Here is a 13,573-nt window from a genome sequence, read left to right as displayed (position 1 = left end):
GGATTGGACCCGAGAGGCCCAACCCGCCCACGTGAGCGAAGGAAATCGCCCAGGCTGAGTTTTAGGGTGAGAAGGAAGCCTGGGCTAAGCCTTCACGTGTAACGGTAGCCCACGGCGGCGTGAGGTGTCCATGCCGGCTGCCGCGCGCCCGGGCAGGGGAGCGAAGCGCTGACGGTACTCGGCGGGCGTGATGCCGAGGCGCTGGGTGAACACACGCCACAGCGTACTGACGTCGCCCAGCCCCGTCCGCGCCGTGATGTCCTTCAGGGGCAGCGACGTCTCCTCGAGCAGCCGCCGGGCCTCATCGATGCGAACGCGGCGCACGAGCTCGGCGGGCGACTCGTCGAGATGCTCGCGGCACCAGCGGCTCAGCGTGCGCGGGCTCATGCCGACGCCCGCGGCGATCCGCTCCACGGGCAGCGGCTGGTCCACGCGCTCGAGCACGAAGGTCGAGATGTCGCGCAGCCTGGGGGGCTCCTTCTCCTGCCGGCGAAGCGCCGAGCTGAACTGCGCCTGGTTCCCCGAGCGCCGGAGGAACAGCACCATCCGCTTCGCGACCTCCATCGCGACCTGGTGCCCATGGTCCTCCTCCACCAGCGCGAGCGTCAGGTCGATGCCCGCCGTGACTCCCGCGGAGGTCCACACCCCACCGTCCTTGACGTAGATGCCCTCGTCCACGACGTGCGCTGCCGGGAACCGTGAGCGAAGCACGTCCAGGTAGTGCCAATGCGTGGTCGCCCGCCGCCCGTCGAGGATGCCCGCCTCGCCGAGCGCGAACGCACCGCAGCAGATGGAGACCAGCGTCGGAATCTCCTCGCGATACCGGCGCAGCCAGGGAATGAGCGGCGCCTGCTCGGCGGGAAGCGGAAGGCGGGGCGACATCCCCGCCACGATGGCCACGTCGGGCAGCCGCTCGCACCGCTTCGGAAGCGGTCGAAGTCCGCTCAGGACGAGGCCATGGCGGGTCTGGGTCGCGGGCGCGCTCGGCCCCACCGCCTCGAGCGTGTAGGCGACGCGACCGAGTATCTCGTTCGCATGACCGAGGACCTCCCACGGCCCCGCGATGTTGAGGAGGCCCGTTTGGGGGGCCACGAGGAACCAGACCCGCTTCACGGAAGTGCCCATACATCCATCCTGCGCCCCATGGCCGGAATTGCAATCTCCTTGTCCTTCGAGCCAGCCCTGCCCGGCGTTAGTCGAGAGGTCCAGGAGGAAGGAACCATGGTCAGGATCGGCATCAACGGTTTCGGGCGAATCGGCAGGATGGTGTTCCGCGCGGCGCTGGAGCGCGATGACGTGGAGGTGGTCGCCGTGAACGACCTCCTCGAGCTCCAGCACCTGGCCTACCTGCTCCGGTACGACTCGGTGCACGGCAGGCTGGGCTGCACGGTGACGGCGGAGGGCTCGTCCCTCGTGGTCGGCGGTCGGCCCGTTCGTGCGACGAGCGTGAAGGACCCGGCGGCCTCTGCCTGGGGTGACGTCGGGGTGGACGTCGTCATCGAGTCGACCGGCATCTTCCTGACGCGGGAGAAGGCCGAGGCCCACCTGCGTGCTGGCGGTCAGCGGGTCATCATCTCGGCGCCGTCCAAGGACGACACGCCCATCTACGTGTACGGCGTCAACACGGACCGCTACGCGGGCGAGCCCATCATCTCGGCGGCCTCCTGCACCACCAACTGCCTGGCGCCTGTCGCCAAGGTGCTCGACGACACCTTCGGCCTGCGGCGTGGGCTCATGACCACGGTCCACGCGACCACCGCCACGCAGAAGACGGTGGACGGCGTCTCGGGCAAGGACTGGCGCTTCGGGCGCGGAATCCTCGAGAACATCATCCCGGCCTCGACTGGCGCCGCCGAGGCGGTGACACGGGTGTTGCCTTCGCTCAAGGGCCGGCTGACGGGGATGTCCTTCCGGGTTCCGGTCTCCGACGTCTCTGTCATCGACCTGACCTGCGAGCTCGTCCGCGAGGCGACGTACGCGGACATCTGCGCCGCGATGAAGCGGGCGTCGGAGGGCGCGCTCCGGGGTGTGCTGGGCTACACGGAGGACGAGGTCGTCTCCTCCGACATGCGGGGTGAGTCGTGCACTTCCGTGTTCGACGCCAGGGCCGGCATCCAGCTCGACCCCACCTTCGTGAAGGTGGTGGCCTGGTACGACAACGAGTGGGGCTACTCGAGCAAGCTCCTCGACCTCGCGGTCAGGATGACCGCGTAGGGCGGAAGGGACCGCGTCCACTGCTGGTGGGGCGCGTGTGGCCGCACCCGCTCCTCCAGTTGCGGGGGCTGATACACAACGCATGACGCCTCGCGTGCGACCGCTCACCGGTGGAAACGCGCCGCTCAGCCCGGAAGCCCCCACGCCGGGGGCCTTCCTGCTCATCCTCTGTGCCAGGAGGATGCATGGGCTTCTTGATGGGAGCAGCAAAGGGCGCCGTACTGGGAGGGCTTTATGCCCTCATCGCCACGCCGCCGTTCGTGCTGGTGTTCTTTCACGGCAGAGGTGGCTGGATTGCTGAACTGCTGCCAATGGTCGCGCTTTGCTCGGTGCCGGCGGGCGCCGGGGTGGGACTCGCGGTCATCGCCACCGGCGCGTACCGGAAGGGCGCGGCATGGCGGGCGCAGCTCGGAATGCTCGTCATCTACATGCTCACGGGCCTCGCGTTCTTCAAAGCGCTGAAAGAAGGGCTGAGCATGGCGCTGCTGTTCGCGCCCGTCTTCGTCCCCGTGGCACTGCTGGCCACGTGGCTCGCGGTGCTGTGGATTCGCCGGGGCTCCGCCCCCACTCAGATGCACCGAGCAGCGTGAGCGCATTCGACTTGCCACGCCGAAGACGCGCCCCGACAGGACCCGCCCCGCCGCCAGGCCGAGCACGAGCCCGGCCGCTTCGAGCTGGCGGGCCATGTCATCCTGTCGGCTGGCCCGCTGGCGACGGGCGCGCGTCGCGGTGGGGCCTCCGCCCGCCGATGAAGCCTCCGGGTGAGGGAAAGTGCGGCCATGATTCGTTCCAGGATTCATGGACCGACTGGAGAGCGTGGCCACATTCATGGTGAGGCAAGGGATGATGCGTATTCGACTGCTCGCGTTCGTGTCGTTCGTGTTCATCGGAGCTTGCACTGCGCCGCAGGCGCCGGGCCCGGCCGGCCCCGAGCGGAGTCCAGCCCCCTCGGTCGAAAAGGCAGATGAGCTCGATCGTCTGCTCGCCGATGTCTGTGACAAGCAGGTCGTGCTCCTCGGCGAAGCCGACCACGGGGACGGACACACCTGGGAGGTCAAGACGCGGCTCGTCCGTGCGCTGGTGCAGAAGTGCGGGTTCAACTCCGTGGCCATCGAAAGCGGCATCTACGACTTCATCGCGCTGGACCACGCCTATTCCCGGGGCACGGCGACCTCGCGGGACATGTCGAACGCGATCGGCAACATCTGGGCGCAAGCCCGCGAGACGCAGCAATGGATTGCCGACCTCCATCACGCCGCGGGCGCTGGCACGGTGGAGGTGATAGGGCTCGACGACCAGATTCACTCCACTGCTTTCTACGCGCAACGAGCGCTCCCCGCCGTGCTCGCGGCCCATCTCTCCGGCGAGCGGCGGGCGGAGTGCGAGGCCAGAATCGCACGCCATACCGCCTGGTTGTACGACGAAGCCAACCCATACACGCCGGAGACGCACGAAGAGCTCCTGGCGTGCGTGAAGCAGGTGCGGGATGCGTTGGCCTCCGAAGCGCGGTCCGAGCAGGCGGCGGAACACCTCGCCATGGCGAACAGCCTGTACCGCTGGGTGTCGCGCGGGTTCGAGCGGGACGGGAATGCCATCATTCGCGTCCGCGACGCGTCGATGTTCGAGAACTTCCAGTGGCACCGCGAGCGGCTGGGGCCGAAGGCCAAGACCATCGTGTGGTGTGCGAACATCCACGCCGCCAAGAGTCTCGCCGGGCTCGAGAGGTACCGTGGCATTGCCTCGCTGGGACAGCACATTCACGAGCAATACGGTGAGCGCGCGGCGGCAATCGGGTTCTCGGCCTGGTCAGGCGCGAGCCAGCCGCGCGGTCGGCCCGGGCGTGAGCTGAGCGTCGCGCCCCCGGACTCCCTCGAGGGTCAGGTCCTGGCACCGGAGCAGGAGCTTCGCTACCTGAACGCCGACGAGCTGAGAAAGCTGGGGACCGTCGTCGCGCGCCCCATCAATCACGAGTTCTTCCGGGCGGATTGGCACGAGAGCCTCGATGGGCTCGTCGTCCTTCGCCGGGAGGAGCCGGCACACCATGAAGAAGCGCGCCGTGATGCGACGGCCGGGTCTGGGAACGGCAACTGATGCTTCGACGGGCGCTCGATGCTCGCGCTGAAGCCGTCACCCGCGAGCCCGCCCTCCCTGGAGGAAGGGCGGGCCCGGAGCCAACTCAGTTGAACGTGGCGATGAGCGAGCCGTTCGTGAAGCCGCCCTTCGCGCCGTAGACCTGGATGTAGAACTTGCCCGGCTCGACGCCGTTCAGGTTGCAGGTCTCCGTGCTGTTCTCATGCACCCCACGGAAGTCGTAGGAGAAGAACGAGGGAGCCGAGGCGCGCTGGACGTAGAGGTCCGCGTTGCCCGAGCCCTGCAGGCGGACGTGGACGCTGCGGGTGCCACCGTTCTCCCGCGCGGGAATCTCGATGGTGAAGACCTGGGAGGAGCCCGCGTCGCCGGAGAGGCCGGTGACCGCGACTCCGGGCTGGATCACCACGTAGCCGCCCGTCCACGTCACCAGCAGCGTCACCCCGCTATAGGCGGAGAAGCCGTTGAGCATCACGTACCAGGTGCCGTCGCCCGGCTCCGCGAAGGTGCACGTCTCGTTGTTGCCGGTCCGGTAGGGACGGCAGTCATAGGAGGTGGTCGTCGGAGCGAAGCCCCGGCGCACATAGAGGTCCGCGTCCCCCGTGCCACCCGAGATGGTGAAGGTCAGGTTCCTGGCGCCCTCGGGCACGGTCACCGAGAAGTACCTCTTCGCGCTCGCCGAGCCGGAGAGGTCCGTGGCGGGGACGTTCTTTTCCAGAGGGAGCGAGTGGGGATGGGGGTGGACATCGACGCCCACGGCCTTCCAGGCATTGGTGACGGAGCCCGTCGTCGCGGCGTCGTAGCCGAGCTGCACGGAAGCCTGCTCCGCGGCCGTCCTCGCACTGAAGAAGTTGGAGGACGGCAGCAGCAGGTCCTCGTTCATCTTGTAGAAGATGCGGGCGGCCTTCTCGATGCCGATGCCGGCGACGGCCAGGGCCGTCTTGCCGCGCGGGTGCGTGCCACCCTGCGACAGCAGGTAGAACGCCAGGTTGGAGATGCCCGAGCTGTAGTGCACGTCCACGCCGGAGGAGTAGTCCGGGTAGTAGTCCAGCGAGTCCCCGTCCAGCTTGGGGTCGTGCATGTAGCGCAGCGCGTCTCCCGGGATGTCGGGCGTCCAGACCTCCTCGGCGATGAGCCAGGTGTTGGCGTCCACCACCTTGCCCTTGCTGTACCACTCGCAGACGGCGCCAGCGACGTCGGACAGGGACTCGTTCATGCCCCCGGACTCTCCGGAGTAGATGAGGCCCGACGAGGCGTCCGTCACGGCATGGGCCAGCTCGTGCGCCGTGACGTCCACCGCGCGGGCAAGCTCGATGGCAGTGGTGCCGTCGCCATCACCGAATACCATCTGCGTGCCATTCCAATAGGCATTCACGTAGTTGTTGAGGTAGTGCACGGTGCTGATGATCGGGCCGCCCGCGTTGTCATACGAGTCACGGCCATAGAGGCTGTGGAAGCAGTCGTACACGGTGCCCGTGTTGTCATAGGCGAAGTTGACGATGGGGTCCGCGACCGGCGGGTCTCCCTCGGTGCGTGCGGGGGTGCCCGGCAGCGGCGTCTGGTGCCCGCCGTCGTAGACCCGGCGGAACCGCGCGGAGTGGACGTGCGAGATGCGCACGAACGCATCCCCATTGCTTGCATTGACGAGCACGGAGTCATCCAGCGGCGTGCCGTCCTGAAGCTGGCCCTTCACGCGCACTTCGTAGGCCAGCACGAGCTGCGCGTCCTCGCGCCAGTAGACGAGCCGGGGCTCGCCGCTCACGGTGGCGCCCTCGGGGGACTCGCGGTCCGCCTTCGCCACGGCGATGGCCGCCTCGGGAGCGACGGAGGCCTTGTCCGGCGCCTGCAGGTCTCCTCGCACGTTGGTGTTCACCGCGAAGACGGCGCCGTCACGGGCGTGCAGGCGCAGCTCCCCGCCATACACGTCGATGCCGTTGCGGCGCACGCCGTAGCGGAAGTGCGAGTCCCCGTCGAAGCCGACATAGGCCTTCTTCAGGTAGAGGTCGCCGGGGCTCAGCCGGAACAGCGGCGCCACGCGCTCCACCACGGGCAGCAGCTGGCCCGGCTGGACGGAGGTGACGGCGCTGGCCTCGGCCGGAGCGATGCCCAGCGGACCGGTGATGAACGTGGGCACCGAGGCCTCGTCGACGGCCACCACCTGGAGGCCGTCCAGTGCCGAGGACGACTTCACCACCGCGTCCGGGGACTTCTCCGGCGGCGTGGCGTCGGTGCAGGCGGCCGAGATCAAAGACAACAGCGAGATGCCCAGGACACCGCGTAATCGTTTCTCAACCATGCGTCCCCCATCTGTAAAGGTATGAACACGTATACTGGATGCATCAGCCTCTTGTTTACAAGTGCGTAAGGCTTTTTGGGGTGCATGCCTAACATCAGGGATTGACACGACGCCGTGGCAATAGCAGGCACCGAGGCCGAACCCGGAATGGAGCGCCAGGGCAGCCCGGCGGAAACGACAAGGGGCCCGGTCCCCGAGGGAACACCTCGAAGGACACGGGCCCCATTCCCGCCCGGCGCGCGGGCCGGTCAGGTGATGTCACGAGTGGCCGCGTGAAGGCGGCCGCTCAGGCGTGGCTCACCAGATGACGATGATGATGGTCGTCCCGTTCGGGCAGTGGATGATGATGATGATGATGTCCTGCCGCTCGGGATTCTGGACTCCGATGCGCGTCTCGAGGCGCGTCCGCGCGTAGGGCAGCGGGTTGGGGACCGTCAACGAGGACGTCTCCATGGTGGCGGCCACCCGGGCGACTTCCTTGCCGCTCGCGTCGATGAAGCCGACGGTGCCCGGGTAGGTGCCCTTGCGCACATCCTCCTTGTTGGCGTGCGCGTTCAGCCGGTAGAAGCCGGCGGGGATACCGGACGCGGGGGCATCGAGGTAGACGAAGCCGGCATCAACTCCCTTGGGGAGGTCGGTCGCCGGAACCTGCTCGAACCCCTCGATGCTGGTTCCCACGAAGGAGACGTCCTTCGAGCTGGCCGTCACGATCTCCTCGACGTTGAGCTTCACGCCGGCCTTGTCGGCGGCCGCAATCAGGTCCGCCCGCGGGTCCGTGCACTGCTCGGCGGAGGCTGGCTGGATGTCCGCACGGGCCAGGTACGTCCCGAGCCGCGACGGCTCACCCGCGAGCGCCGACGAGGCAAAGAGCATTGCCGCGACGAATCCAACAACCTTGAGGGATTGGATCTTCATTCCATCCCTCCTCTGCGCACATGGCGGGCGCGGCGCGCGAATCCTGCCCGAGGTCATATTCACCGTGTCGGGGGTGGAACGTCCTGTGTGCAAGGGGACGGTGAGCGCGGGTCCGGAGGCCGGGTGTTCCGGCCCGGTGGACCCTCGCGCCGTGAAGGCCGCCGCGCCGTCTCCCTCACGCCAGGAGGCTCGTCATGCGTTCGCTTCACCCTGCTGTTCATCGCGGTTCGTCTCACGGTGTCTGGCTTCGCCGCACGCTGCTCGCCGCGGGCATGGCTGCGATGGTTGTGGGTCTCACCGCCTGTCCCTCGGAGCCCTCCGCGTCGGGAAGCAAGGCGCCGGAGGCGATGGCGAAGAAGGACAAGTGGCAGGAGGGCGAGGCGTGTGTGGCGAACAACGCCCCGGATTGTCCCTCGGCGTATCGCGGGGTGTGTCGCACGGGGCGTGCTGACGGGTGCTCCCACGACAACTGCACCGAGGCGAAGAACCAGGCGCGCGCCAACCTGCGCGCGGTCGTTCCCCAGGAGTGCCACAAGTACATCCAGTCCACGGCCCCCTGCCTCAGCGGGCCCGGCTGCTGAGCGTCAGCCAGGGCCTGGGTGCGCGCTCATCGCGGCGGCCTGGTTCGCATCGCTCCAGGCGCGCTGAAGGAGAGGCGCGTGAGCCGTCCGGGCCCACGCGCCCCCTTGCATGGAGGTTTGACTACCGGACCTTCACGAGGCGCACGGTGGTGTTCGGGCCCACGCTGATGAAGCGGGACACGTCACCGTACTGGCCATGCGGGTCGCCGTAGCTGTTCTGGTTGTTGCCGTCCTGGTCGTCCGTGTAGACCCAGCCCGTCGCCAGTCGCTTGTTGAAGTCCGGGGCGGCGAGGACGCCGTAGCTGAAGCCCAGGTTGGGCATGTCGCTCATGGTGCTGCCGGACGCGCCGGCGCCCCGGAACACACAGAACACGAGGCTCGTGTTGCGGTCCGACGAGTTCGGCCACCAGACGTAGTTGGCGCTGGCCCAGTTGGCGTTGTTGTTGTCCTCGTTGTCGAAGTAGCGCGAGAACCGGAGCGAGCCCGCCGGGCACGAGCCTCCCAGCATCAGCACCGCGTAGTGGTTCTGGCGGATGCTGTCCTTCGACAGCGGCTTGAACTTGGAGGCGTCCACGCGGCAGAAGCGCCAGGTGGTGTTGTCTCTGCTGGTGATGCCGCCAATCCAGCCGCCGCGCGAGTTGGCGTTCTTCTTGTCCTCGTCGTCCATGTGGAACGTGAGGAGGTCGGACGACTTCGGGCAGCCCGCGGCCTCCGGGATGACGCCCACGTAGCTGATGGAGGGCCCACCGCCGCCGCCACCGCCGACGCCTCCACCCCCGCCCGGGATTGGCTTCGCCGCCCAGGTCTGGCGGGAGGTGTCCCAGATGAAGGCGGTGGCGCTCAGGGTGAGCACGTCGGCCTGGGCCAGCTCGGCGGGCAGGGTGAACTCGACGGCGCTCGTGGTGGTGACGCCCAGGGTCCAGCGCTGACCGTCCGCGTGGACGACGCTCCACTGGTACAGGTCCGCGCCGGAGCCGGCCTCCGCGCGCACCAACGTGCCAGACTCAGACTCCGCCACGGGCGCAATCCAGGCGCCGCCCCGGTTGAGCAGGGGCTGGGGCGCGGTGTCCGGGGGCTCGTTCGCGAGCACCTGCTCTGGCAGCGGAAGCTCCGCCCCGTCGTCGACAGGCGTGGCGACGACCTGCGTGGCTTCGAGCAACCCTTCGCACTTGTCCTCGCAGGGCGTCTCCGGACGGACGCTCAGCAGTCGCTGGGGCTCGAGGTGGAGGATGGGCTCGACCTCCGCCGCGCCGCTGTCGGGGAATAACGCCGCCAGCGTCCCGGCAGGCAGCACCAGCACGAGCTGCGGCACCTGGGGCTTGAGCTCGTCGCCGCCCGTGTCCGCGGGGCTGAGCACATCGCCTTCCGAACCCACCACGTGACGGAGGACGTCCTCCAGCGGCACGCCTTCATCCAGCTCCAGCGCGGAGCTGTCCTCGGCGTCCACCAGCAGCAGGTCCGCGCCGTCCAGCGCGCTGGCGGGCAGCGTCTCCCGCCACAGGCCTTGAGGCGTCGGCAGGACGGACACGCCCTGCGCGTACTGGTACTGCGTGAGGAACCCCGCTTCCGCCGCGGCGTCGAGCTCGGTCCAGGCGCCGCCCGAGATGCGCACCGCGCGACCGCCGCTTCCTCCGTCCTGGGCCAGTGCCTGGCCACCGGCCAGGAGGGTCAGGGTCAACAGCGTCCGCCGCATGACTTCACGTTGCTTCCACATGAACCACCTGCCGTCTTGGGAAAAAAGGCAATCAAGGAATAGGCAGAAATATGAATGCAAGTAAATGCACGGTGTTTTTGGACCCTGTTCTCTCGTGGCGTGAGGTTTTGAAATGTCGTGTCTGGTGTGTCTCGTTGCGATAGGGTTTGTGGCGAAATGGGTTACAGATGCAATCCGTTGTGACGTGAAGCGCTACAGGCAAAAGCAGACGCGGCGCTCGACGCACGGCGTCCAGACTCGCGTTTGCCTGTGCCAGGGGAGCTGTGGGTCAACGGCGAGCTTGCGGCTCCGTCGCGGTTCGCTCTGGACGGTAGGCCATGTAGGTCAGCAGACCGCCAATGCCCACGAGAACAGCGAGCAGCAGATACGTGAGCGGCCCCTTCCCGGCTTGAGGCGCCGCGGGAGCCACCATGCGGTAGAGCCCGGCGGCCAGGGCGAGCCACCCGACCGCCGTCACGAGGAAGCGCCAGCTCGAGCGCCACACGTTGTGGGCTCGGACAATGGCAAGGCCCGCCACGAAGAGCAGCGTGCCGTTCAGGTAGACGACGGGTGCCGTCTGCGCGGCGTAGATGTCCATGTTGATGGCTTCGGTCGTGCCCAAGGCGAGCAGCGTGGGTCCAATCAGTCCGGCGAGTCCTCTGCTGTTTTCCATGGTGCTTCCATCAAACCACTTCGGCCTCGAAGGGGCGCGCTCCACTGCTTCAGGAGGCGACGAGCTCCTCGCCCAGGGCGCGCAGGTGCGCGAGCAGGCCACGTGTCTCGGCTTCGGTCGTCCGGTGATTGACGAGGCAGGCCCGCAGCACGGTGCGGCCTCCCAGGCGCGTGCCCGTGAGGAAGTACTGCCCCCGGCGCTCGCACTCCTCCAGCAGCCGCGCGTTGAGCCGGTCCAGCGAGGCCTCATCCCAGGGCCGGCCACCCGCGGGGACGTAGCGGAAGCACAGGATGGACAGCGTCACCGGCGCGAGCCGCTCGAAGTCGCGGGCCGCGTCCACCTCGGCTCCGAGCTGTCGCATGAGCTGGAGGTTGTCCGCGATGACGGCCTGGAGCTTGCGGCTGCCGTACACCTGGAGCTGCATCCAGACCTTGAGCGCGCGGAAGGCCCTGGAGAGCTGGAAGGTGTGCCCCATCCAGTCCCACCGCTCCTCGCTGTCGCTCCGCGCCTGCAGGTACGCGGCGGAGTAGGTGAAGGCGCGGCGGAGGCTGTCCCAGTCGCGGATGAGCGCGCAGCCCGCTTCGAACGGAACCTGCAACCACTTGTGCGGGTCGAGCGCGACGGAGTCCGCCCGCTCCAGTCCCCTGAACAACGAGCGCACTGCGTCCACCCGCGCGGCCGCGGCGCCGTAGGCACCGTCGACGTGGAACCACAGCCCGTGCCGCTCCGCCACGCCGGCCAGGGCCTCCAGGTCGTCCACGGCCCCGGAGTTCACCGTGCCCGCGTTGCCGATGATGCAGAAGGGCTTCAGCCCCGCGTCCAGGTCACGCCGCACCTCCTGTTCCAATCGGCCCACGTCCACGCGGAAGGCCGCGTCCACGGGCACCTTGCGCAGGTGGCTGCTCCCGAGCCCCAGCATCTCGACGGACTTCGTGACGCACGAGTGCGTCTCCGTCGACGCGTACAGCGTCAGGGCCTGGCCTCCCGCGAGGCCGTGCTCCCGGACGCCGGGCGCATGGACGTCGCGGGCCACCCGCAGGCAATACAGGTTGGCCTCGGAGCCGCCGCTCACCAGCGCGCCGCCGGCCCCGCTCCGGTAGCCGATGAATTCACCGAGCCACCGCACGGCGGTCCGCTCGACCTCGGCCGCCGCCGAGGCGAGGTGCCACTTGGCGCTGTTCACGTTGAGCCCGGCGCACAGCAGGTCCGCGAGGATGCCCACCTGGCTGCCGCCGGACATGATGTACGCGAAGAAGCGCGGGCTGATGTTGAGGGTGCTGTGCTCGAAGATGAAGGGGAGGAAGTCCCGGAGCACCGCCTCCGGCTCCGCTCCCGTCTCGGGCAGGCTTCCCGCGAAGGGCTCGGCCACCGTGCGAGGGCTGCTCGCGTGGATGACGCGCCTTCGGGGCAGTGATGCGTAGAGGCTGAGCACCTGCTCGCTCGCCTGCGACAGCAGGCGCCGGAAGCGCTCGGGTTCGAAGTCCAGGTTCATGGGGTCTCCCGTGGCGGAGTGACTTCCATGAGGGCAAGCTAGCGACGCGGTCCGGATGGTGACAGAGCCAGGTTTCGGATGTTTCGTGGATACAGTTTCCCCTTCCCGGGAGGCGAGCGGTGAGGAAGCCGGAGCTGCTGGCGGCGGAGATCGAGGCCCATATCTCCAGGGGGCTGATGAAGCCTGGAGAGCGCATCCACTCGGTGCGCGAGCTGAGCCGCCTCAAGGGCGTGGGGCTCAACACGGCGGTGCGGGCGCATGAAATCCTCGAGGACCGCGGGCTTGTCGTCACCCGGCCGCAGTCCGGCACCTACGTCGTGGGGCCACAGCGGGACTCCGGCGTCACGCCGCCGCGCCGCCGGTTGTCGATGCCCCGGGAGGTCGATGTCCCCGGACTGGTGTCGCTCGTCTTCGAGTCCGCGCAGACGCAGGACGTCGTGCCGCTCGGAGCGGCGTGCCTGTCTCCGGACCTGTATCCGTGCGAGGCCATCAACCGCTTCACGCGCCAGGTCCTCCGAGAGGCGCCGGAGCTCGTGGGCGGGTACGCGCTGCCGCCGGGGCAGTTCGAGTATCGCCGGCAGGTGTCCCGCCGGCTCGCGAGGCACGGCTGCACCATCGACCCGGCCGAGGTCGTGGCCACCAACGGCGCCATGGAGGCGCTCTCACTGGCGCTGCGCGCCACGTGCGCTCCGGGCAGCACGGTCCTCATCGAGTCGCCCCAGTACTTCGGCATCCTCCAGGCGCTCCAGCAGCAACAGCTCCGAGTGGTGGAGCTGGCGGCGCATCCGCGCGACGGCGTCGACCTGGCCCAGGTGGAGGAGGCGCTCGAGAAGTTCGACATCGGTGCGGGGCTCTTCGTCCCGAACTTCAGCAACCCGCTCGGCGCGCTGATGGATGACGCACGGAAGGCGCAGCTGGTCGACCTCTTCGCCCGGCATGACGTGCCGCTCATCGAGGACGACATCTACGCGGAGCTGTCGTTCCAGGGAGTCCGTCCCATGCCGCTCAAGGCCTTCGACCGGCGTGGAGGCGTGCTGACGTGTGCCTCCTTCTCGAAGACAGTCACTCCGGGCCTGCGTGCCGGGTGGCTGCTCCCGGGGCGTTACCTGGAGCGCGTGAAGGCGCTCCAGCTCAGCTCCAGCATGGGCGCGGGCTCGCTCTCGCAAGCGGTGCTCGCGAGCTTCCTCGCGTCGAAGGAATACGAGCGACACATCGCGGGCCTGCGCACGCACTTCTCGCTCCAGGTGGGCCGTGTCTCGAAGGCCGTGCGGGAGTGCTTCCCCGAGGGCACCCGGCTGACCACGCCCCGGGGAGGCTTCGTCCTGTGGGTGGAGCTGCCCCGGGGGACGGACGCGGTGGAGCTTTCCCGGCGCGCGCTGGAGAGCGGCATCAGCATCTCCCCGGGCATCCTCTTCTCGGCGAGCAATCGCTATCGCAATCACTTGCGCCTCAACTGCGGCAACCGCGGGTCTCCCTCTCTGTCGCGTGCGCTGGTGAAGTTGGGCGACCTCGCGAAGGCGCTCGTCCCTGGCTCCCGAGGCGCGTGATTCGCTGATACGAGGTGACCCGGCAGGCCCGTCGTATGAGCCACAAGGACCTTGCCTCGGGGGCGCGGTTGCGA

Annotated in this window: 11 protein-coding genes; 5 read left to right on the top strand and 6 right to left on the bottom strand. The window is 68.4% G+C overall.

Features of this window, described 5'->3' with window-relative positions; genetic code table 11:
• Positions 1-84: 84 nt before the first annotated feature.
• Positions 85-1,125, bottom strand: a complete 1,041-nt coding sequence (locus ACVTJA_RS37110; protein WP_465827189.1) for a GlxA family transcriptional regulator — start codon at positions 1,123-1,125, stop codon at positions 85-87.
• 96 nt (positions 1,126-1,221) lie between these two features.
• Here ACVTJA_RS37110 and gap point away from each other — a divergent pair, with 96 nt between their 5' ends.
• The 3 genes from gap (at position 1,222) to ACVTJA_RS37095 (ending at position 4,305) form a co-directional block, all read left to right on the top strand.
• Positions 1,222-2,214 (top strand): type I glyceraldehyde-3-phosphate dehydrogenase, encoded by a 993-nt coding sequence (gene gap / locus ACVTJA_RS37105; RefSeq protein WP_465827185.1) that lies wholly within the window; start codon positions 1,222-1,224, stop codon positions 2,212-2,214.
• Positions 2,215-2,399: 185 nt separating this feature from the next.
• Positions 2,400-2,804 (top strand): hypothetical protein, encoded by a 405-nt coding sequence (locus tag ACVTJA_RS37100; protein ID WP_465827181.1) that lies wholly within the window; start codon positions 2,400-2,402, stop codon positions 2,802-2,804.
• A gap of 208 nt (positions 2,805-3,012) precedes the next feature.
• The gene (locus ACVTJA_RS37095) at positions 3,013-4,305 is read left to right on the top strand and encodes an erythromycin esterase family protein (RefSeq protein ID WP_465827178.1); all 1,293 of its coding nucleotides are present in this window, start codon (positions 3,013-3,015) and stop codon (positions 4,303-4,305) included.
• Between the two features lie 85 nt (positions 4,306-4,390).
• Here ACVTJA_RS37095 and ACVTJA_RS37090 read toward each other — a convergent pair whose 3' ends face one another.
• Positions 4,391-6,598: a M4 family metallopeptidase gene (locus ACVTJA_RS37090; RefSeq protein WP_465827175.1), complete on the bottom strand. Its 2,208-nt coding sequence runs from the start codon at positions 6,596-6,598 to the stop codon at positions 4,391-4,393.
• 297 nt (positions 6,599-6,895) lie between these two features.
• Complete coding sequence (locus tag ACVTJA_RS37085) at positions 6,896-7,513, bottom strand: hypothetical protein (RefSeq protein WP_465827172.1); 618 nt, start codon at positions 7,511-7,513, stop codon at positions 6,896-6,898.
• A gap of 194 nt (positions 7,514-7,707) precedes the next feature.
• Between ACVTJA_RS37085 and ACVTJA_RS37080 the strand changes: the two genes are divergently transcribed.
• On the top strand, positions 7,708-8,094 hold the full coding sequence (locus ACVTJA_RS37080) for a hypothetical protein (RefSeq protein WP_465827170.1): 387 nt from the start codon (positions 7,708-7,710) through the stop codon (positions 8,092-8,094).
• A 121-nt stretch (positions 8,095-8,215) separates the two neighbouring features.
• On the opposite strand, the gene ACVTJA_RS37075 is transcribed toward ACVTJA_RS37080, so the two are convergent.
• From ACVTJA_RS37075 to ACVTJA_RS37065, 3 genes are all read right to left on the bottom strand, one after another.
• A complete protein-coding gene (locus ACVTJA_RS37075; RefSeq protein ID WP_465827167.1) occupies positions 8,216-9,808 on the bottom strand; it encodes a hypothetical protein in 1,593 nt (530 codons plus the stop codon).
• 268 nt (positions 9,809-10,076) lie between these two features.
• Positions 10,077-10,460: a hypothetical protein gene (locus ACVTJA_RS37070; protein WP_465827165.1), complete on the bottom strand. Its 384-nt coding sequence runs from the start codon at positions 10,458-10,460 to the stop codon at positions 10,077-10,079.
• Positions 10,461-10,509: 49 nt separating this feature from the next.
• Complete coding sequence (locus ACVTJA_RS37065; protein WP_465827162.1) at positions 10,510-11,952, bottom strand: pyridoxal phosphate-dependent decarboxylase family protein; 1,443 nt, start codon at positions 11,950-11,952, stop codon at positions 10,510-10,512.
• 119 nt (positions 11,953-12,071) lie between these two features.
• Between ACVTJA_RS37065 and ACVTJA_RS37060 the strand changes: the two genes are divergently transcribed.
• Entirely contained in the window at positions 12,072-13,499 is a 1,428-nt protein-coding gene (locus tag ACVTJA_RS37060) for an aminotransferase-like domain-containing protein (protein ID WP_465827158.1), read from the top strand.
• The last annotated feature ends 74 nt before the right edge of the window (positions 13,500-13,573 follow it).

The sequence above is a fragment of the Pyxidicoccus sp. M6 genome, assembly GCF_055568925.1.
Note: the sequence above shows the minus strand (reverse complement) of the source record. Positions and strands in the feature narration are given on the sequence as shown.

Coding starts and splice junctions, on each gene's coding strand:
- ACVTJA_RS37100 (WP_465827181.1), top strand. CDS start 2,400: ATGGGCTTCTTGATGGGAGCAGCAAAGGGCGCCGTACTGGGAGGGCTT.
- ACVTJA_RS37085 (WP_465827172.1), bottom strand. CDS start 7,513: ATGAAGATCCAATCCCTCAAGGTTGTTGGATTCGTCGCGGCAATGCTC.
- ACVTJA_RS37095 (WP_465827178.1), top strand. CDS start 3,013: ATGGACCGACTGGAGAGCGTGGCCACATTCATGGTGAGGCAAGGGATG.
- ACVTJA_RS37065 (WP_465827162.1), bottom strand. CDS start 11,952: ATGAACCTGGACTTCGAACCCGAGCGCTTCCGGCGCCTGCTGTCGCAG.
- ACVTJA_RS37090 (WP_465827175.1), bottom strand. CDS start 6,598: ATGGTTGAGAAACGATTACGCGGTGTCCTGGGCATCTCGCTGTTGTCT.
- gap (WP_465827185.1), top strand. CDS start 1,222: ATGGTCAGGATCGGCATCAACGGTTTCGGGCGAATCGGCAGGATGGTG.
- ACVTJA_RS37110 (WP_465827189.1), bottom strand. CDS start 1,125: ATGGGCACTTCCGTGAAGCGGGTCTGGTTCCTCGTGGCCCCCCAAACG.
- ACVTJA_RS37075 (WP_465827167.1), bottom strand. CDS start 9,808: ATGTGGAAGCAACGTGAAGTCATGCGGCGGACGCTGTTGACCCTGACC.
- ACVTJA_RS37080 (WP_465827170.1), top strand. CDS start 7,708: ATGCGTTCGCTTCACCCTGCTGTTCATCGCGGTTCGTCTCACGGTGTC.
- ACVTJA_RS37070 (WP_465827165.1), bottom strand. CDS start 10,460: ATGGAAAACAGCAGAGGACTCGCCGGACTGATTGGACCCACGCTGCTC.